The organism is Vibrio sp. V38_P2S17PM301, assembly GCF_009904845.1.
Taxonomy (GTDB): Bacteria; Pseudomonadota; Gammaproteobacteria; order Enterobacterales; family Vibrionaceae; genus Vibrio; species Vibrio proteolyticus.
In genome coordinates, this window is the sequence record NZ_WXWO01000081.1 from 1 (window position 1) to 18,979 (window position 18,979).

An 18,979-nucleotide genomic window follows, 5' to 3' on the forward strand; every position below is an offset into this window, starting at 1 on the left:
CGCTTCATCAGGTAAGCGCGTGACTTACCCGGAGTCGCGTAGTTATACATCACGTCGTGGTTCTCAACGTGAACGCTTTCCGTCTTGTGACGGGGCTTTAAGCGGCGGTCGCGGGTAATAAAACGGTCTATGTGTTTGCGCTTTTTGTCGTGTCGGACTTTTGCGCCCTTTGACGAGCCTAGTCCTTTCAGGGCTTCGCCCTGCGCTTCGCGCCCGAGTTTCGCACTTGTTTTTGTGCGCACATGGTGAACCTGCTCGAACGCGCGCAGCTTTTGCTGCTCACTCTCAAGCCAGTCTGAATTTGGGGAACTAAAAAGGCCGCTCTCATGAGCGGCTAAGTTTTTGCGGGTAATGTTAGAGCTTTGCGCAGCCCCGGCGATGAAGATAACGTCTTCGGGCGTCAATTGGTGTGTCATCAGTGACGCCCCCCCTTAAATCCGCTCAAGCGATACATACTTGCCGGAGCTGGTATCGCGCAGAGTGTTGAATGACAAATGTCTAAAGCGGCAACAAGCATCAGCCAGAAGTTTAAACTCTGACTCGCGCTGCTCTGGAACCCATAGAGTGACTTTAATCAGTCCCTCAGCGCGCTTGCGCTGTTCATAGCGTGCGTTTCGGCTCATGCTACACCCTCGCCATAGGAAGAATCCGCGCCCATTTCGGGCGCTTCATCTTGCTTGCGGAACTGTGGTGCACGGAAACGTGCAGGGATTCGGGTTTGTGCCTTTTTCGGCATCTGCTCCGCCAGTTGGGCGCGCAGCTTGGCGACCATGGCCAGCGACTTTTGAGTCAGTGACGGGTCTGGATTCTCGCACCCTGCCATTGGTTGCCCCGGCAAGTGTGCTGGATTCGTGACTGGTAAATTTAGAATGGATTCAGCGTTTTGATATGTAACATCCATGATTTAGCCTCCGCAAGCTGTGTCATAACCTAACGGAGATGAGACTACTTAGAACAATTTAACTATGCAAATCAGTTTAAGTAGTGAAAGCGACAAAATGTTCCTCTATGATTTAACAAACGATGGAAGGAGTCCCCCATGACAATGAACTACACAAACGCTTTACTTGACCGCGTCAAAGCTAAGTTTGGTCTAACTTCGGACTATCAATTGTCTAAAAAACTAGAGATTGGTCAGGGAAGAATTACGCACTGGCGTAAAGGTACATGTTCAATGGATTGGGATGTCGCCTTTAAAATTTGCGATTTGTTAGATGAAGACGATCAAAATGTCGTATACGGTTTGATTGACGATAAATACTCAAACCCCCGCCTAATCAATGCCTTACATGAGGGACGCGCCTCCTAGCGCCCTTTTACCAGTTGATAGATAATGCGCACTTAAGGTGTGTGTGCAATTTAGTAATGTCCGGTTTGAGGAATTTTAAAATGTCCTCTTATGCTTATGATCTTTGAGAGCCTCAATGGTGCTAATTCCCATGAGTGGCCGAGACATTAATCGTTTTTAAGTTCAGGACATTTAAATGGGATTCGGATTCCCTAACTTAAGTTACCTTAAAATATTAGTGACTTTAGAATCCAGTACTTTAAAACCAACGGTCGTATTGCTTAGAAAGCTGCGAACCGAAGTAACATCAAGGCGCATTTTGTGGATTACGTTGTTACGCATTCTGACAAAGAGAATTCCGGAACAAACACCTTGTCATTTGATGACGCACGCGCGTTAGACATCCATCATTTGATGGGCTCTTATCATTGCGTCTAAGAGATATAGAGTAAACTGTTACTAAATTCCTACAGCTAAAAAAAAGCCACTCCTTCCAGTGGCTAAAAGTGACGCCGATACGACACAGTAAGAAGATAATGTCCATGAAACAAAGAACACGCTTACTGTAACCTAAACCTCTAATTGCAACTATATGCACATTTCATTTTTGAGACTATAACGTCGCAATCCTGTAACTGACGTTTCCATCGTTTTCCCTTTCTTGAATGTGGTTAACCAAACCAACGGTGTGACATCGTCACAACGTTTAGTGACGACATGATATATGCGAGTACTCACCACTTTTAAAATGACTGGTTTTATTGATGATGAGTGACAACGTAAGCTGGCAGGATAAATCACTAGGTTAATTATCTCACCTTGAGAATCATGTAATTAAATTACATCCACACCTCCAAGCCAGATCTATTCAGGTGATTATATTGTGTTATCTTGTTGTTTATAAAGAGTATCTTTGGATTTCCATGGTTTTGTAAGTCTTAAATGGCGACTTACAAAGCATTCAACTATTTTTGAAGCAAAGATTTACTTAGGCGATAACTCAACTAAATAAGGAATTCAGAGACACTAATTTTAGTTATATTGTATTAGATACAAAAAAGGACGGTTAACCGCCCTATTCTTTGTCTTTCTGTTCTTGTCTGATTTGTTCAGCTACAATTTTGATGGCTTCACCAGTGCTTATACCCGTTGCCATTAGCTGTTGGATTCGCTCTACAGCTTCTTGTTGCTCTTGGTGGGACAGTGTCGGAATATCGTTAAACATAAAAAAGGCTCCTTTGGAAAAGGAGCCTGACTATAAACGTAAATACGTTGTTCTTCCACTATTAGTAGCTAGTAGCTGCCCAGGAAGTTGAGGTATACCCCCATCGCATCCTCGTTAGTGTAACTGGCACCGATATCCATTTGGAATAAGTTGAGTGGTGAAAGACCAATACCGGCTGTTACCGTTCCATCTTGGTCACTGTACGCTAAGTTTTTCTTATAACCCGCACGCAGTTGCAATTGACGCAGGACATCGATTTCTCCACCTACCCTAATCCACTGGGTATTGTCATCAAAATCTTTATAGCGTTCTTCTTCATTCAGATCGTAATCGACACTCAGTGTAAAGTAGTCTGCGACGATACCAGCACCAACTGTGTACTGCGGTTTCATCTGGTATTCGTATTTCAACGTTCCGCCATTACGTGAAGCAATGGTTTTCGTTTCGATGTCTCGGCTGACCAGGTTAGTGGCAGCAAAGCCAATTCGAAATGGGCCATAAAACCAAAGTGCACCCGCATCCATGTTGAACATGGTTTCCGCTTTGTCGTTGTCTCGGATGTCTTTGATATCGTAATCATCTAAGCTAGCCTCATAAACGTAGGTGTAGATACGCTGAAGTTTCGGTGTTACACCAAAAGCAATGTGCTGCCCTAAGAATGTCTGATATTTTGCCAATGAGATACCGGCCTCCGCTACGCCAATCGAAACGGCGTTAACCGTCGAGTTTCGAGCGCGTGTTTCGATATCGGCATCATCAGAGATTTGCGGAGTCGCGTACGATTCCGTGTAGAGTTTGCCAAACACGTTTGCGGCCACAAATTTGTTCGGAATCGCAAACGCGACAGCGCCACCTAAGTCAGCTTTGACTTCAGTACCTGTAAGGTTATCAAGTGACTGTTCCAGTTCAGGGATTCGGTTCGGATCCTGACTGTCGATAAGATCGGACACGCGATCGAGCTCATCGACCATGCCATCTTCATCGTTATAGGTTAAGCCTACGCTTGGGATCAACATACCAACATCGTCGTTACGTCGATAGATGGCAGTTAACGCAGGGTTGTAGAAAGGCGCAGTTAAAAAGTTTGCTGACACAACACCGACACCACCCATGGCTTCACCACGGGCTTCGATAGCGTAGTTGGCTGCAGATGCAGAACCGGTAGCAAGGAGAATCGAGCAAGTTAAAAGTTTTATAGAGGTTTTCATAGCCGTTATATAGTGTCCACTTCCGTATGGGTTATAACGACCTATTCTCTATTAACTTTAGTTATTCCTCTACTGAAACATCATAGGTCTTACTAATAATTTGGGTTTGTTCCACAATTATTGGACCTTGCCAGCGTTGATGTGTCATAGAAATCGCTAACACATAACGCGCCGGAGGAACGTTGACCAATTCCAGTGATGTCGGATAATCGGATTCGTACGTCTTAGACCATACCTGGTTGTATGAACCATCAACGTAGTCGTAAAACGCAACATTGAGTTTCGGCAGCGGACAGTACTTATTCAGCAAAGCGTTTTTCTCAACTCGCCACTGATCTTTCGAGGCCCAACGTACGGTGTATTTGGCTTTTGGGTCGCCGAGAATCAGCCAAGAGCTCCACGACGTTTGGTCTTTGGCGGTCACATCAATTCGATAAAGCCCCATCGAAACACGACTGTTTAGGTTGTAGCGTTTCATATAAACTTTTTCGTCACTGTTCGCCGAGGGCCCAGCGTCACTGATGGTCATTTCATCGTCGGCAGACATCGATTTATCGACCCACTTTTTCAGTGTTATGTCTGCCAACTCTTTGTTGGTGCGGATTTCTACACTGGCTCGATAGGCATCTCGGCCGGGGCTTTGGATATCGGTTCTTCTGACTAAAACCGATTTTATCCAGTCTGGTAACGGCTTGTTTTCCAGGCTTTTGCCACAATCGACATCAAATGACTGGACAATTAAGTCATTTAGGTGAGGCTCAATTGATGGGTTCGTTTCTTGTTGCCACACTTCAACCAACGATGAGAACATCGAAGGTAAGTCATTGTCGAGCAGGTGCTGATGGGCCTGAGTCAATGGTGTGTTTTTTTGAAACCAATCGACTGCTTGGGTTTGAAAAGGCGCGCATATCAGCGCGCCAATCAGCCAGTAAGAACCTCGCATTGATTACGCTTTCATCTTGTAACCAACACCACGCAGGGTTTCAATTTCTAACCCTGGTAATTTTTGGCGTAACTGAAGTACGTGCGTATCTACGGTGCGAGTTGTCGGGAAATGGTTGTAGCCCCATACGTGATCCAACAATTCATCACGAGTGAACACGCGACCAAGGTTACTGGCAAGGAAAAGCAGCAAATCAAACTCAGTACGAGTCAGTGTGACAGACTCCTCTTTGTAAAACACTTCGCGAGTGGCTTTGTCGATCACCAAGTGTTCGGTCTTCACTTTTGAGTCGTCTTGTGCATCTGATTCCGGTAGACGTAACTGAGCACGAATACGAGCAAAAAGCTCGGCTTCGGCAAACGGCTTCGTCAGATAATCATTGGCTCCGGCATCCAAACCTGTCACTTTGTCTTTTACAGTGACCAGCGCCGTCAGCAGGATGACAGGAACGTCTTTAATCTTTTTCCATTCAGGAAGATGCTGAACTGAATCGCCATCAGGAAGCTGGCGGTCCAGGATAACCAGATCGGCTTTATCCCAATGCTGCGCAACGCCCGCGATAGTTTCAGAGTGGAAACATTCATATCCCGCTTGCTCTAAACTAACCAAAAGGCCATCAGCTAGGTTTTTATCGTCTTCAACGAGAAGCAACGTCTGTTTCACAAGGTATCTCCAATATAAAAGTGGTTGGTGGTCCGGCTAGGGTCATCTTTCCGCCCATTCTGCCGACCATCGACTCTACGATAGTTAATCCTAAACCAAGCCCGGCCTTGCTCACAAATGGCTTTTTCAACTGACGCCAGTCCTTGTGAGTGAGTTCGCCTTGGTCAATAACTTTTACGGTAATGCCGTTGTCTGTTGTCGCCACATCCAAAGTAATAGGTGGAACACCATACTTAACCGCATTACGAATCAGGTTATCAATACATGTACCCAGCCAGTAAACATTAAGCTTAGCAGCGACATCTTTATTTATGGTCAGCTTAATGTCACCTTCAAACTCTTCTTCAATTTTAAATGATAACCACTCTTCTATCGATGGCACCCATTCGGTCGCTAAAGGTTTACTGTCTGATTGCAAATAGTCCTTACTCGCCTCAGCGAGTTGCCGCAAACGACGCGAGTCTTCGCAAAGTCGCCGAAACTCATCGTATACCGTTTCAGGCAGTCGCTCAAATTCACGCCGGAACCCTTCCACAGTCAGTGACAAGCTGGCAATAGGTGTTCTCAGTTCGTGTGTCAGGATTTGAAGAATCAACATGCGACTCTTCATTTCCTTGCGTTTTGTATTCCATCGATAAACCGACCAACCCAACACCAACAAAATGTTGGCGATCACCAGTATGACCATACTGATGCGCAAAATGTTGGCGTGATCTTCGACATTCCAACACAGGTTACCTCGTTGGACAAAACAACTGGTCGATTGGTTCGATAAAGAAAAGCTTAATCCGGCCTGGCTTATATTCGCCTTCCAGACATCTTCAGGAAAAATATAATAACGATCCCCTTGCCTCAACCAAAACTCGCCACGTTCCATAAACATGCTCGCACCGGAAATCAGAGCCGTGATCGCATCTTCATCCATGCGCTGTAAACGCCCAAGCAACGTATCATTGTCGGCAAGTGGGCGTTCTGAGATTTGCATGTATTGCTGGAGTTCATCCTGCTTGTCCGGGTATTTCTCCACATAGCGAGCTGCATAAGAGCCTCCCCCCGGATGGACTAGCCCGCTGCGTGCGAACCAACGTGTACTTAACTTTGTGCCTTTACAAATCGCGCGGGTGAACACTAAAGGTTCGGTAATTAGCGGACTTAGCGGTAACTTGCCAGTACAGGTCTTAGCCAACTGATAAAGTTGCTGAATATCTTTCAACGGATATTGGGATGTCTGAGGCAGCATAGACTCGGGAGTGATCAATCGGGTTGGATATTCTGTCTGAATCACCCGGATATCATAAGAAACGGTGGCTGAAGAGGTATCAAAGAGATCGACGAACTTGTCAATACGCTCAGGCAGCGAATCGGCACTCACCTGCATAGAGGCAAACGCAAATAGCGTGAATATGAATTTAGATGCTGCTTTAATCAAGGGTATTTGTTCAAATTCAGTACGTTACGATAACTATAAGGCATTATGTACCAAGAATACATGTGAAATGTAATATTGATGTCAATAATGTGTTCTTTAAAAAACAAGAAGCCAGCAAAATTGCTGGCTTCTTTAAGCGTTAACTTCAGTTTATAGCGCTTTCGATATGGCGTCTACACTGTCTTTGGCATCGCCAAACAACATATGGGTATTGTCCTTAAAGAACAACGGGTTCTGTACCCCGGCATAACCAGTATTCATTGAGCGTTTGAACACAATGACGTTCTGCGCGTTCCAAACTTCGAGGACAGGCATACCGGCAATCGGGCTGGTTGGATCTTCCTGAGCGGCTGGGTTGACCGTATCATTTGCACCAATGACCAGAACTGTATCGGTATCACCAAAGTCGTCGTTGATTTCGTCCATTTCCAGAACAATATCATACGGGACTTTCGCTTCGGCTAGCAGCACGTTCATGTGACCAGGTAAGCGCCCTGCTACAGGGTGAATCCCGAAACGAACGTTTACGCCTTGTGCACGAAGCTTCTCCGTGATCTCATGTACTGGGTATTGAGCCTGAGCAACCGCCATGCCATACCCCGGAGTGATGATCACTGACTTAGAGCCTTTCAGCATATCAGCGACATCTTCCGCAGTAATTTCGCGGTGCTCGCCATGATCCACATCGCTGGAAACCACCACTTCCTGACCAAAACCGCCGGCAATTACGCTAATAAATGAACGGTTCATCGCCCGGCACATAATGTATGACAGAATGGCACCTGAAGAACCCACTAATGCTCCCGTTACAATCAGTAGATCGTTCGCCAACATGAAACCGGCTGCGGCGGCTGCCCAGCCAGAGTAGGAGTTCAGCATCGAAACGACGACTGGCATATCCGCCCCACCGATGGACGCCACCAGGTGGTAACCAAAAGCAAACGCAATCAACGTCATAACGATTAAAGCAAACATACTGCCGTCCGCTTTGACAAAATAGATCAACAGGAGCGTAGAAATTACAACGGCCGCCAAATTCATTTTATGTTTGTGCGGCAAGTTTAGCGGTGAAGATGAAATGATCCCGCGTAATTTACCAAATGCGACCACCGAACCGGTAAATGTGACGGCACCGATAAAGACGCCCAGAAACACCTCTACCATGTGAATGACGTGTTCTGCGTGTATACCGGCCAGGTCTGTCGATACTGGCGCTGGTGGCTCAAGATAGCTGTTGTAGCCCACTAATACGGCGGCCATACCAACAAAGCTGTGAAGAATTGCCACCAGCTCTGGCATCTCTGTCATTTCGACTTTCTTAGCGAAATGAATACCGATCCCGCCACCGATCACCATTGCTAAGATGATCCAGGCCAGGCCTTGTGCTCCAGGGCTGAAGATCGTCGCGATCAAAGCGATCGTCATCCCTGCGATGCCGTAATAATTACCGCGTTTTGCTGACTCTTGCTTCGACAAACCAGCCAAACTCAATATGAAAAACAGAGCAGCAACGATATAAGCCGCCTGTACTAATCCTGCAGACATATGTTACTCCCTATTTAACGGTCTTTACGGAACATTTCGAGCATACGTTTGGTCACGGTAAAGCCACCAAAGATATTAATGCTCGCAATGAGAACAGCGATAAATGAAATGAAGGTCACTAAACCGTTCCCCTGCCCAATTTGCAGTAAAGCACCAACGACGATAATGCCTGAAATCGCATTGGTCACCGACATCAACGGGGTGTGCAGGGAATGCGTGACATTCCAGACAACGTAATAACCGACCACACAAGCCAGAACGAATACCGTAAAGTGAGACAAAAATGCTGCGGGTGCGACCGATGCCACCCAGGCAAAGGCGGCCACACCGATGGCGACACCCGCCAGTTTTTTCACTGGTGACGCAGGTTCTTGTGGTTTCTCATCTTTCTTGGCAGATTCCACAGCTTTTGTCTGAGGCTGTACAGAAACCTGAATCGGTGGCGCTGGCCAAGTAACTTCCCCTTCTTTCACTACTGTAACACCGCGAATCACCACATCATCAAAATCGATATTGACAGTGCCATCTTTTTCTTTGCAAAGCAGTTTCAGTAGGTTTACCAGGTTGGTCGCGTAAAGTTGCGATGATTGCGTTGGCAATCGGCCAACCATATCGGTATAACCAACAACTTTAACGCCGTTGTCCGTCGTGATAACTTTATCGGCCTGGGTGTATTCACAGTTACCGCCATTAGCGGCTGCAAGATCGACAATCACACTGCCCGCTTTCATGCTGTCGACCATTTCTTTGCTGATCAGCTTCGGCGCAGGCTTGCCAGGGATCAAAGCCGTGGTGATAATGATGTCGACGTCTTTTGCTTGCGCAGCGTAAAGCTCAGCCGCTTTCTTATTGAAATCATCGGACATCTCTTTCGCATAGCCGTCGCCAGAGCCAGCCGTTTCCTGAAAATCGACAGTCAGGAACTCAGCCCCCATCGATTCGACTTGTTCTTTCACTTCCGGGCGAACGTCAAATGCGCGCACGATAGCACCCAGACTGCCTGCCGCGCCAATCGCCGCCAAGCCGGCAACACCAGCCCCAGCGACTAGGACTTTAGCAGGAGGCACTTTACCCGCTGCAGTTATTTGCCCAGTAAAGAATCGCCCGAATTCATGTGCAGCTTCGACGACGGCACGATAACCTGCGATATTCGCCATTGAAGACAAGGCATCAAGCGCCTGAGCACGTGAAATACGAGGGACGGCATCCATGGCCATTACATTGATGTTTTTGCCTGACAGTTTTTCCATTAATTCAGGATTTTGTGCAGGCCAAATAAAACTGACTAACGTTGCGCCCTCTTTTAACAACGCAATTTCATCAACTTCGCCCTCATAGAGTGGCGCATTCACTTTTAGAATGACATCTGAAGACCAAACGTCTTGTTTGGAAACAACGTTTGCCCCCGCCGCCTCAAATGCAGCATCATCGAAACTAGCCAGCACCCCCGCTTGCGTTTCGACAGAGACATCAAATCCCAGTTTTATTAGCTGCTCTACCGATTTCGGCGAGGCAGCTACTCGCGTTTCACCCGCGAGTATTTCTTTTGGCACACCAATTTGCATAGCGATTCCTTGACTATTGGCAGAATGACTTATCCGTTTTTATCGGACCAAAAAATGAACTGCAAGTACTTTGTAACAAAAATACAAAATATCATGAGTTATAACCGTATGTAATGAATCATCTTGCTGACAAGATTGTAAGAAAACAACGTATTCTTGACTCAGCAGAGGTCAAACCAGTAGCAAAAAAGTTCAAATTAAACAGTAGATTACAATCGCATTACATACAAAACGAGCCATAAGAATATCGACTTATGGCTCATAAAATACTGATTGGAATCAAAGAGAAATTTGATAAATTAGAAAATGTTATCGCCCATTTGATCGATAAACATTTGCGCCTTTTTCAGCATGAATTCATTAGCATCGCTTTCTGAGGCTAGGACATCAGAACGAATAAAGCGATGTGTTTTTACTTCACCATCGATTTCTTTGGTTATCCGACCGGCAATCCGATATTGACCGCCTTCTGCTATCGCTTCCTGATAAATCAGAAAACCTTTGTATTCGACTGGCTCTACCTGTTTGGGTTCTTTTGGTTGACCGCCACCAAACAGGCGTGAAAATAGACCCACTCACAACTCCTTAAGAACGTTTAATATTAATGATTGGTTTCTCGTACCACTCCAGCGTATCGCTTTCACTCTTATTTGACGAACGAATAAACGGAATGTGTTCGTCGCGATTCTGACGTCGATCGTCAATGATCATTGACTCGGCAGCGAATACTGCATCTTCCGCCGCCTTTTGAAGTGACAACATTTTATGCTCAGGCAAGGCTGACAAAAAATCAATATCATATCGAATATAGACCGGACGAAGCTGACTAAGCGCCAGGCATGCAAGGTCAGCGAGCTGATCATGAGTAAAGTGGTTGGCGTAAGCTTCCCGGGTCAGAACCTGGCCGACCAGCGTCTCCATATAGTTATGAACATCCACACTAATTTGCATAACGTCATTCCTTCGCAACAGGATTAAACAGGTTAATTTATAAACATAGACCAACTTTTACTCTGATAGTTTAGTAAAAAGCTTGGCAATTCAATAAATAGAAGTATTCTTATACTCAATTTTCGAAATTGTTATATTCATCGGGCCGAGTTTTTCGTTTTATGTCGTACTCCATAGTCACTACGAACTGGTTTCGTTTAGCGTTTCCGCTATTGCTGGTTACGCTGCTATGGACAGGTATGAGCAATGTCATCACGGTGACACAAGCTAATATAGGATTCGCGTCACATCTTCCCTACATTATTCTGGGATCAGTTTTTACCTTAGGCCATTTTTTTAAGCAAAGTCGAATCTCTATGATTTCTGCTGCGCTTATTTTATCTTATTGGGTGATCCAGGTCAGACTTCAAAGCCCTCTCACCACGGGCTCAACGCTGTTAGAACTCTCTTTATTAGCCTTTTTACTGCCCGTCGCCAGTTTTCTGGTTTATCCAATGAGTGATACGGGGATCAATAGTCGTACATTTGGTGTTTATATACTGGTTCTGCTGATGTTCGTCTTTTGGGCATACCTCATTGTGGCTCACTACAACGACGGAGGCTTCAGCACGTTCAGCAATGCATTTCTTTACTATGTGCCACAGATATCGCGCCTTCCTTTGATTTTAGTGCTCTACCTGGCTGCTCTGGTTGGGATCAGTGCCATTCTTGTATTGCGTAATAATCGGATTGTTGATGTTTCCGTCTACTCAGTTGTGTCGTTGACCAGCATCACGTTCATCTTTTTTCACGTTCACTACGTCTCCAGTACGATGTTTTCAGTCGCCGGTATCTTGTTGCTCATTTATCTGCTCTCAGCAAGCTACGAGCTGGCCTTCAATGACCGGCTGACTGGTATACCAGGACGATTGGCATTAGACGCTGATTTACGCCACCTTGGCCGACACTTTACTGTCGCCATGGTGGATATTGACCACTTTAAATCATTCAATGATACCTATGGTCATGATACTGGCGACGACGTTTTAAAGCTGGTTGCTTCTAAGCTCACCAAAGTGGGCGGCCGGGCGCGTGTCTACCGTTACGGGGGCGAAGAGTTCACCGTATTATTCAAAGGTAAAAATGCCGATGAAGCCACCTCGCATCTCGAAACATTGAGGCAATCTATCGAGGGCTACGAGATGTACCTTCGCGACGACAGTCGGCCGAAGAACGATAAACAAGGCTTGCGGCAGCGTGGCAAAGCGAAAAAACGTGAATCGGTGAACGTGACCATCAGTATTGGTTATGCCGATAGCAAAACAAGCCGCAAAGCCGAAGAAATCATGAAACGCGCCGATAACGCGTTGTACAAAGCAAAAGAGAAAGGTCGCAATCGGATTGAGAAAGCTAAGGCTTAATCTTGATTAAAAAACAACACGATACTACCGCCCTTGTAATCGGACCCGTAGTTAACATTGATACCGATGCCGATATTATCGATCCAGTCTGCTTCGAATGGCGGCGTCATGAGCCAGCCGATGGACGTCTCGTAGTAGTGGTCTGTGCCAAACTCACTTGGCGTGTCTCCACCCAAGTCAATTCGACTGATACTGGCATATAAAGACTGTAACGAGTTTCCCCACTGCGTGATGTTGTAAAACAGTTCTGCTCCGTTAGAAACATACCAGCCTTCCGGGTTCCCCACATTGCCACTATTGGCATCACCCCAGCCATAACCATAAAAATAGTGCCATGATGAGACAGCTTTCCATTTACCCCACTCCGGCTCGTCGTGATACTCGAATTTTAGCGTGGGTTCATAAATGTTGGACCAGGCAGACACATCGACTAAGCGGTCTTTCAGAAAAACATCTATCAATTCCTGTGATTCTAAGCTATTGGCAGTAAAGTCATTTTTATAATGAATCAGATGAGTGCCTATACCCGGGATGAGTCGCCAGTTTTCAGTCAGGTTCATACGATAGCGATAGGCCGAAAAACCAGAAATGATCGTCTCTTTTAAGTTGTCTTCTGGCACGTCGCCCTGAAGTAACTGGGTATCCGAATCAGTGAAAATGCCCGACAGGCGGAGATAAATACGATGTTGGTTGTCTGAGTCGGGCTCATCAAACTCAAACGTGAGCGGGATGGCCACAACCGAATTTTGTTTCCGTCGCTCGACAGCATCATCCGAGCCCAGATTTTCGTTGTCGAGATTTAATGCCCGATTAGGATTAAAGTCGTTCACCCCGAATTTAATGACATCTGTATCAGTCAGCACGACAACTGAGGCAAATCGATGTTCAAACGATTTGATTATCGCGTCATCCAACTGATTCGCTGAGATCTGTTGTGAAGCGGTAAGCACGCTAAAAAACAGCGCTACTCGATAAGTTAAGAAGGTCCGTTTCATCGTTTCCTGTACAGCAAGTCTTAGAGAAGACTATCCAGTTCTTTCCAAATCAGACACGGCTACAAAGCAGTTTCGCCCGTTACTTTTCGCTTGATACAGTGCATCATCGGCGGCGCCGTAAATATCTTCATTAGATTCACGCCCTTTGGGCAAAATACTCAACACGCCAAGTGACACCGTCACGTAAGGTGTGCCATGATTGTAGTCATGCGGATACGCGACGTCTTTAAACCGGTCCATGATGCGTTGCGCTGCCTGGCTCGCCTGCTCCAATGACGTATTCGCCAGTAAAACAACAAACTCCTCACCGCCATATCGACCTACAAACTCACCGCTGCGGCTAAATAGTTTAGACGTTTCCTGAGCAAGTCGAATTAAGCATCGGTCTCCTTCAAGGTGGCCGTAATTGTCATTAAATGCTTTGAAATTATCGACATCAAACAAAAGCATGCCAAGTGGCAACTCCTGCCGTCCATGCCAGGCGATCAACTCCTGCAATTTGTCATCAATAAACCGGCGGTTGAACACTTTAGTCAGCCCGTCTTCGTTAACCTGCTGTTGTAAGACGTGATTTAACTCTTCAAGTTTTGCCGAAGTCTTTTTCAACTCACGACGCATGAAGGCTATCCGCTGCATGGCACGTAGCTTAGAGTTCAGTACGATTTTATCGACCGGCTTAATGAGGTAATCGTCTCCCCCGGCATCAATGGCTTTCGCGATCATACTCGGTTCATCATGACCACTGAGGAAAATGATCGGCACCCACTCCGGGTACAATCGTCTGATCTCGTGAGAGAGCTCGAAACCGTCCATTTCCGGCATCGAAATATCAAGTAGCACAAGCTCAGGGTCAAAGTCACTGTATAGCGCCAAGGCAGCACGACCACTGGAGACAGCTTCGACAGTATGACCAAGCTGTTTCAAGCGAATCGCAAGCTGCATTCTGTCCAGCTGAACATCGTCAACCAGTAGAATACGCATTGATGAACCCGTTTCACTCATGTAAGTACCAGAAATAATTGGATATATTTAGATATAGCACAGCAGCCTCTTTGTTGCACCGTGTATTATCAATAACTTGCTTTTAAATTATCTAAGCACCAAGCAGTAAAGGAGCAAACCCCGGCAAAGTCACTTAAAGTTGTTTGATTTTCAGCATTTATCTGTTGATATCACGCGCTAAGATGAGTTTGAGTATTGACTTTTCGCTGTGAGTTTTTAGGATCGCCCTTTTTCGATACGAGAATATGTCAATGTCTGACACTAACCAAACCGAACAACAAACTGTCGATCTGGAAACGATTTCTCCTGAACTGCGTCAGGTAATCGAATTTGATCAGGTGCCTGAAGCGATGCACTTCATGGTTTCCTCTATTCACGAAGTGTCAGAAGAAGCCGTACGCGAAGCTTGGGACTCACTGCCTGCCAGCGCACAGAATGTGCTCGACAACTTCGAGCAATTTCACGCTCTGATTTCTGTGAGTCAGGCTTTTGCTGGCGTTAACGTGATGGAAGAGTTCCCAACGCTTAACCTGCCGAAAGAGATGACGGAAGAGCAGAAAGAACAGTACCGCGCAGAACTGCTGGATGAAGTGCTGCACAACTGTGTGAAGGATATGGTGAAACAAATCAAGAAAGCTCGCCGTGATCCCATTCTGAAGAAAGACTTCAAAGACGTATTCGTCAAATAAAATCAAAAATCAAGCCGCGTTCACCGCGGCTTTTTTATTTCAGTGCGTTAAGGCAACATCCCGTTGCGTCACGCTCACCCCTTTAACCTGGGCAAACACCTGCATCCCGACATGTAAGCCAAGTTCATCTCTGGCCCAGGCAGTTACCGTGGCCCATAGACAGCACCCTTCACCCAACGCCAGTTTTATCGCCACGCTCTGCTTATCGCCTCCATGGCGACGAGTTTCTAGCTCCACAATCTCAGCCGGTAATATATTCCGGATAGAAGTCGAGCGCGGTTTCTCCAAAGCGAGTGAGACGTCATTGGCCCTGACCTGAAGACGGACCGATGAACCCACCAAAGCATCTATTCGCTGAACCCAAAGATGAACACCCGTCGCCAACTTAAGCTGACTCAACGCGTAGTCGTCATTGTGCGTCTCGATTGAAGCTTCAAACAAAGAGCTTTGATCGGAAAAAGACTGCCAAGGGCGCATTGCTTTGGTTGACCAAACCTGTTCTACCGGTCCAGAAGTCACCGCCTGACCGTCATCGATGACCACTAAATAGTTCGCCAGTCTTAGGATCTCATTCAAGCTGTGAGTGACATACAGAATTGGGATTTGAACCCGATCGGCTAGTTCTTCGAGAAATGGCATCACTTCACGTTTACGTGGCATATCCAGAGAGGCGAGAGGTTCGTCCATTAACAAAATATCCGGCTTTGCCAGTAGCGCTCGGCCAATGGCCACTCTCTGTTTTTCCCCGCCAGACAGTTCGCTTGGAAAGCGGTCTAACAACGGTTCAAGGGCTAACAACTTGATGATGGTTTCCACGTGGTCAGGATCCATCTTCTTAACGCCATAAAGCAGATTGCCTTTCACCCGGTAGTGAGGGAACAAACGCGCATCCTGAAACACATAGCCAACGTTACGTTTGTGGACTGGTACATCAAGGTTCTTCAATGACGAAAACAACGTTCGGTCTTGAACCACGATCTCACCTTCACCTGGTCGCAATAAGCCTGCAACCACGTTGATTAAAGAGGTTTTTCCGGCTCCTGAGCGGCCAAATATGGCGGTAATGCCGCTTGCTGGTAAATCCAAATCAATGTCAAAGTGCGTGTCGCCCAATACCAGGCAATATTTTACCCGAAGCAATGTCATCGCACGGCCCCCAGACGTTTCGCTGTCCGACGTGCCATCCATTCCGAGATGAGTAGTGACGCTAATGCGATCACGATAGAGATGGCGCACAAGCGTGCCGCTTCGAGCTCAGAACCGGGGGTTTCAATAAAATTATACATTGCCAGAGGAATGGTTTGTGTTTCGCCAGGAATGTTGGAAACAAAGCTGATGGTAGCACCAAACTCACCTAGGCTACGTGCGAAAGACAACATCGTACCAGTTATGATGCCGGGAATCGTGAGTGGTAAGGTTATTGTCATGAATACCCGCCATGAAGAAGCTCCCAGTGTCGCTGCAGCTTGCTCTAGTTTCGTGTCGACACTTTCTAAACTAAGACGAATCGAGCGCACCATTAGAGGAAGCGCCACCACAATACATGCGAGCGTGGCGCCTTTCCAACTGAAACTGAAGACCAAACCAAAATGTTCTGCCAGCCACGCTCCCAATATACCTTGCCTGCCCATCAGGACAAGCAACAAGTAGCCGATCACAACAGGAGGAAGCACCAAAGGTAGGTGAATCAGGCTATCGAGTAAGCCTTTACCTATAAATTGCTTACGCGCCAACATCCAGGCCAACGCAATACCGATCGGTATTAACCATACGATGGCGTAAAACGCGACTTTTAAGCTCAGCAGCAGAGCTTGGTATTCATATTCAGATAACAATGCTTATGCTCTTAGTTAAATCCGTACTTATCGAGGATCGCTTTACCTTGTTCGCCGTTGAGGTAATCGACAAAAGCCTGGGTTTGCGCATCCTGATTGAAGACCGCCATGGGATAACGTATGGGCGTATGCAAGCTATCGTCAAATTCCCGAACAATGCTGACCTTGTCCGACAGCAACGCATCTGTTTTATAAACAATGCCGAGATTGGACTCTTTACGCTCTACCAATGCCAGCGCCAAGCGTACATTGCTGGTCGGAGCCAGATGTTTTTCAAGCTCTGGCCAAACCTTCAGAGCTTCTAAACTCTCTCGACCATAAATGCCGGCCGGAACGGCCTGTGTGTTGCCTATCGCCAGTCGGGTTGGACCTAACGCATGAATCCAGGAGTCGGCACTCTCCAACACCAAATTCGTATCGCCACCTTTCGGCTCTATCACAACCAGTTTGTTGGATGCCCACTCAGTGACAGCGTCACTATTTATCATCTCTTTATTGATCAGATAGTTAACCCACTTTTCATTGGCTGAGACAAACACATCCGCCGGCGCGCCATTCTCTATCTGACGTGCTAGCGCTGACGATCCGGCGTAAACGGGAACAACCTTGATGCCATCATGACTACTTTCATAACTGGTGATCAAATCATTCAACACATTTGTCATGGAAGAAGCAGCATAAATGCGCACGTCCTCAGCGGATGCGGAAAAACTGATGGTTAGCGCAACAAACGTTGCTATATAAGGTACTTTCATTGTGCACTCTTTTGTAGCTGGGGCCATAACAAACTCAAATCGAGACACTGCTCAACAGCGTCGGCAATTTGGTCTATCGCTTGTTCTTTCATTGTTTCATGTGATTGCAGCTTTACGGCTTCACACCCTGCCCACTCACAAATCAGTTGCAGTGCTTCAGGGCTGTCTAATATACCGTGCAGATAGGTCCCAAAGATTTGATTGCAATCACTGATTTCACCGTCTGTTGTGGCAGCATCCAAGATCACAGGGCTCGATCCAGAGGTTTGAGTGCGACCAACATGTATTTCATAGCCTTTGACGGGAACGGACCGGGTGTTCAAAGTAAGTGACCCGGTCACATTAGTGAGCGCTTTTTGCTTAGTTAATACCGTTTCAGCGCTCAATAGTTCAAGTCCACGGCTGACTCCAGCAGGGCCTTCTACGCCGTATGGGTCATCAATAGTACGTCCCAACATCTGGTAGCCACCGCAAATCCCCATGACTTTTCCCCCTAGGCGCAGATGGCGCTGAATGTCTTTATCCCATCCCTGCTCTCGGAGGTACGCCAGATCTGAGCGGACCGATTTTGTCCCAGGCAAAATGATCAAATCAGCATGGCTGAGGCGTTCACCTTTACCCACATAACGTAAATTGATATCAGGGTTTAAACGCAATGAATCGAAATCGGTATGATTGCTGATCCGAGTAAAAACAGGGACGACAACATTTAACTTAGCGCCTGAATTCAGATTTTGTTGGGTAGTGATGGCGTCTTCCGCTTCTAAGTTAAAACCATGAAGATAAGGCAGAACCCCGATCACAGGTTTGCCGGTTGTTTTCTCCAACCAATCCAAGCCCGGTTGCAAAAGCGAAATATCCCCGCGAAAACGGTTGATGACAAAGCCTTTGACGCGCTGCTGCTCTGATTCAGACAAAAGCGCCAGCGTACCGAATAAATGCGCGAACACTCCGCCCCGATCGATATCGGCAATGATGATCACCGGAACGTCAGCCTCTTCTGCAAACCCCATGTTCGCGATATCGTTTTCTCGCAAGTTGATCTCTGCCGGGCTACCGGCACCTTCAACAACCACACAGTCATACTCACGACATAAAATATCAAAAGACTCCAGAACCGTGGGCAACGCAATCTGCTTATAATTTTGGTAGCCCACCGCTTCCATGTCCTGTATCGCCTTCCCCTGCAAGATGACCTGCGCCCCTGTATCTGAGTTTGGCTTGAGCAAGACCGGATTCATATGCACGGATGGATCAATACGACATGCCTGGGCTTGAACAGCCTGCGCGCGTCCTATTTCGCCGCCATCAGGAGTGACGGCACTGTTAAGTGCCATATTTTGCGGCTTGAAAGGGGCAACGTTTACCCCTTTTCTGTTCAGCACACGGCATAAGCCTGCCACTAACGCACTTTTCCCTGCATCAGACGTTGTCCCCTGAACCATCAGAGTGCGAGGTGATAAATCCATAACTATTCCAAAAACTT

General features: G+C 46.6%; 20 protein-coding genes and 1 pseudogene. 3 read left to right on the forward strand and 18 right to left on the reverse strand.

The features are described from left to right. From CAG64_RS17205 to CAG64_RS17215, 3 genes and pseudogenes are all read right to left on the reverse strand, one after another. Positions 1–416, reverse strand: a pseudogene (locus CAG64_RS17205) (hypothetical protein); the annotation flags it as partial. A 15-nt stretch (positions 417–431) separates the two neighbouring features. Beyond that, positions 432–623, reverse strand: a complete 192-nt coding sequence (locus tag CAG64_RS17210; protein WP_161447969.1) for an antitoxin MazE family protein — start codon at positions 621–623, stop codon at positions 432–434. Next, the gene (locus CAG64_RS17215; protein WP_237668433.1) at positions 620–901 is read right to left on the reverse strand and encodes a hypothetical protein; all 282 of its coding nucleotides are present in this window, start codon (positions 899–901) and stop codon (positions 620–622) included. Before CAG64_RS17215 ends, CAG64_RS17210 begins: the two co-directional genes overlap by 4 nt. A gap of 144 nt (positions 902–1,045) precedes the next feature. On the opposite strand from CAG64_RS17215, the gene CAG64_RS17220 reads away from it, so the two are divergent. Further along, positions 1,046–1,309 carry a helix-turn-helix transcriptional regulator gene (locus tag CAG64_RS17220; protein ID WP_161447971.1) on the forward strand — a complete coding sequence of 88 codons (264 nt, stop codon included), beginning with the start codon at positions 1,046–1,048 and terminating at the stop codon, positions 1,307–1,309. A 1,054-nt stretch (positions 1,310–2,363) separates the two neighbouring features. Here the strand turns inward: CAG64_RS17220 and CAG64_RS17225 are convergent. The 9 genes from CAG64_RS17225 to CAG64_RS17265 all read right to left on the reverse strand — a co-directional run bounded on the left by CAG64_RS17225 (position 2,364) and on the right by CAG64_RS17265 (position 10,817). Continuing rightward, positions 2,364–2,513 (reverse strand): YoaH family protein, encoded by a 150-nt coding sequence (locus tag CAG64_RS17225; protein WP_021705277.1) that lies wholly within the window; start codon positions 2,511–2,513, stop codon positions 2,364–2,366. Between the two features lie 68 nt (positions 2,514–2,581). Beyond that, positions 2,582–3,721: a conjugal transfer protein TraF gene (locus CAG64_RS17230; protein ID WP_161457360.1), complete on the reverse strand. Its 1,140-nt coding sequence runs from the start codon at positions 3,719–3,721 to the stop codon at positions 2,582–2,584. Between the two features lie 61 nt (positions 3,722–3,782). Then, positions 3,783–4,664 (reverse strand): DUF2861 family protein, encoded by an 882-nt coding sequence (locus tag CAG64_RS17235; protein WP_161457359.1) that lies wholly within the window; start codon positions 4,662–4,664, stop codon positions 3,783–3,785. A 3-nt stretch (positions 4,665–4,667) separates the two neighbouring features. Beyond that, entirely contained in the window at positions 4,668–5,327 is a 660-nt protein-coding gene (vxrB, locus tag CAG64_RS17240) for a response regulator transcription factor VxrB (RefSeq protein WP_021705274.1), read from the reverse strand. Then, positions 5,302–6,705, reverse strand: a complete 1,404-nt coding sequence (vxrA, locus tag CAG64_RS17245) for a sensor histidine kinase VxrA (protein WP_052035748.1) — start codon at positions 6,703–6,705, stop codon at positions 5,302–5,304. Before vxrA ends, vxrB begins: the two co-directional genes overlap by 26 nt. A 201-nt stretch (positions 6,706–6,906) precedes the next feature. Further along, positions 6,907–8,301 carry a Re/Si-specific NAD(P)(+) transhydrogenase subunit beta gene (gene pntB, locus CAG64_RS17250; RefSeq protein ID WP_161451627.1) on the reverse strand — a complete coding sequence of 465 codons (1,395 nt, stop codon included), beginning with the start codon at positions 8,299–8,301 and terminating at the stop codon, positions 6,907–6,909. A 14-nt stretch (positions 8,302–8,315) separates the two neighbouring features. Then, on the reverse strand, positions 8,316–9,866 hold the full coding sequence (locus CAG64_RS17255; RefSeq protein ID WP_021705271.1) for a Re/Si-specific NAD(P)(+) transhydrogenase subunit alpha: 1,551 nt from the start codon (positions 9,864–9,866) through the stop codon (positions 8,316–8,318). A 299-nt stretch (positions 9,867–10,165) separates the two neighbouring features. Next, on the reverse strand, positions 10,166–10,441 hold the full coding sequence (locus CAG64_RS17260; RefSeq protein WP_161453458.1) for an HlyU family transcriptional regulator: 276 nt from the start codon (positions 10,439–10,441) through the stop codon (positions 10,166–10,168). A 10-nt stretch (positions 10,442–10,451) separates the two neighbouring features. Continuing rightward, the gene (locus tag CAG64_RS17265; RefSeq protein ID WP_161453457.1) at positions 10,452–10,817 is read right to left on the reverse strand and encodes a late competence development ComFB family protein; all 366 of its coding nucleotides are present in this window, start codon (positions 10,815–10,817) and stop codon (positions 10,452–10,454) included. 161 nt (positions 10,818–10,978) lie between these two features. On the opposite strand from CAG64_RS17265, the gene CAG64_RS17270 reads away from it, so the two are divergent. Further along, complete coding sequence (locus tag CAG64_RS17270) at positions 10,979–12,217, forward strand: GGDEF domain-containing protein (RefSeq protein WP_161448952.1); 1,239 nt, start codon at positions 10,979–10,981, stop codon at positions 12,215–12,217. On the opposite strand, the gene CAG64_RS17275 is transcribed toward CAG64_RS17270, so the two are convergent. Both CAG64_RS17275 and CAG64_RS17280 read right to left on the reverse strand, forming a co-directional pair. Next, entirely contained in the window at positions 12,214–13,212 is a 999-nt protein-coding gene (locus tag CAG64_RS17275) for a Solitary outer membrane autotransporter beta-barrel domain (protein ID WP_161448955.1), read from the reverse strand. The genes CAG64_RS17270 and CAG64_RS17275 overlap by 4 nt on opposite strands. 30 nt (positions 13,213–13,242) lie before the next feature. Next, positions 13,243–14,214, reverse strand: a complete 972-nt coding sequence (locus tag CAG64_RS17280) for a GGDEF domain-containing response regulator (protein ID WP_161448961.1) — start codon at positions 14,212–14,214, stop codon at positions 13,243–13,245. Between the two features lie 251 nt (positions 14,215–14,465). Here CAG64_RS17280 and CAG64_RS17285 point away from each other — a divergent pair, with 251 nt between their 5' ends. Further along, positions 14,466–14,903 (forward strand): DUF3069 domain-containing protein, encoded by a 438-nt coding sequence (locus CAG64_RS17285; RefSeq protein WP_161448963.1) that lies wholly within the window; start codon positions 14,466–14,468, stop codon positions 14,901–14,903. Between the two features lie 39 nt (positions 14,904–14,942). On the opposite strand, the gene modC is transcribed toward CAG64_RS17285, so the two are convergent. Genes modC through CAG64_RS17305 form a run of 4 tightly spaced genes read right to left on the reverse strand, consistent with a single transcriptional unit; the run spans position 14,943 to position 18,962 of the window. Beyond that, positions 14,943–16,049, reverse strand: a complete 1,107-nt coding sequence (gene modC, locus CAG64_RS17290) for a molybdenum ABC transporter ATP-binding protein ModC (protein WP_161448989.1) — start codon at positions 16,047–16,049, stop codon at positions 14,943–14,945. After that, positions 16,046–16,738 (reverse strand): molybdate ABC transporter permease subunit, encoded by a 693-nt coding sequence (gene modB, locus CAG64_RS17295; protein ID WP_021705263.1) that lies wholly within the window; start codon positions 16,736–16,738, stop codon positions 16,046–16,048. Before modB ends, modC begins: the two co-directional genes overlap by 4 nt. 11 nt (positions 16,739–16,749) lie before the next feature. Further along, the gene (gene modA, locus CAG64_RS17300; protein ID WP_021705262.1) at positions 16,750–17,493 is read right to left on the reverse strand and encodes a molybdate ABC transporter substrate-binding protein; all 744 of its coding nucleotides are present in this window, start codon (positions 17,491–17,493) and stop codon (positions 16,750–16,752) included. Continuing rightward, complete coding sequence (locus CAG64_RS17305; protein ID WP_237668135.1) at positions 17,490–18,962, reverse strand: cobyric acid synthase; 1,473 nt, start codon at positions 18,960–18,962, stop codon at positions 17,490–17,492. Before CAG64_RS17305 ends, modA begins: the two co-directional genes overlap by 4 nt. Positions 18,963–18,979: the final 17 nt, after the last annotated feature.

Bases quoted from the DNA above. Each gene is read 5' to 3' on its own strand.
- CAG64_RS17255 (WP_021705271.1), bottom strand. From the start codon at position 9,866: ATGCAAATTGGTGTGCCAAAAGAAATACTCGCGGGTGAAACGCGAGTA.
- vxrA (WP_052035748.1), bottom strand. From the start codon at position 6,705: ATGCAGGTGAGTGCCGATTCGCTGCCTGAGCGTATTGACAAGTTCGTC.
- CAG64_RS17230 (WP_161457360.1), bottom strand. From the start codon at position 3,721: ATGAAAACCTCTATAAAACTTTTAACTTGCTCGATTCTCCTTGCTACC.
- CAG64_RS17270 (WP_161448952.1), top strand. From the start codon at position 10,979: ATGTCGTACTCCATAGTCACTACGAACTGGTTTCGTTTAGCGTTTCCG.
- CAG64_RS17285 (WP_161448963.1), top strand. From the start codon at position 14,466: ATGTCTGACACTAACCAAACCGAACAACAAACTGTCGATCTGGAAACG.
- CAG64_RS17280 (WP_161448961.1), bottom strand. From the start codon at position 14,214: ATGAGTGAAACGGGTTCATCAATGCGTATTCTACTGGTTGACGATGTT.
- pntB (WP_161451627.1), bottom strand. From the start codon at position 8,301: ATGTCTGCAGGATTAGTACAGGCGGCTTATATCGTTGCTGCTCTGTTT.
- modA (WP_021705262.1), bottom strand. From the start codon at position 17,493: ATGAAAGTACCTTATATAGCAACGTTTGTTGCGCTAACCATCAGTTTT.
- CAG64_RS17210 (WP_161447969.1), bottom strand. From the start codon at position 623: ATGAGCCGAAACGCACGCTATGAACAGCGCAAGCGCGCTGAGGGACTG.
- CAG64_RS17265 (WP_161453457.1), bottom strand. From the start codon at position 10,817: ATGCAAATTAGTGTGGATGTTCATAACTATATGGAGACGCTGGTCGGC.
- CAG64_RS17225 (WP_021705277.1), bottom strand. From the start codon at position 2,513: ATGTTTAACGATATTCCGACACTGTCCCACCAAGAGCAACAAGAAGCT.
- CAG64_RS17235 (WP_161457359.1), bottom strand. From the start codon at position 4,664: ATGCGAGGTTCTTACTGGCTGATTGGCGCGCTGATATGCGCGCCTTTT.
- CAG64_RS17275 (WP_161448955.1), bottom strand. From the start codon at position 13,212: ATGAAACGGACCTTCTTAACTTATCGAGTAGCGCTGTTTTTTAGCGTG.
- modC (WP_161448989.1), bottom strand. From the start codon at position 16,049: ATGACATTGCTTCGGGTAAAATATTGCCTGGTATTGGGCGACACGCAC.
- CAG64_RS17215 (WP_237668433.1), bottom strand. From the start codon at position 901: ATGGATGTTACATATCAAAACGCTGAATCCATTCTAAATTTACCAGTC.
- CAG64_RS17305 (WP_237668135.1), bottom strand. From the start codon at position 18,962: ATGGATTTATCACCTCGCACTCTGATGGTTCAGGGGACAACGTCTGAT.
- CAG64_RS17220 (WP_161447971.1), top strand. From the start codon at position 1,046: ATGAACTACACAAACGCTTTACTTGACCGCGTCAAAGCTAAGTTTGGT.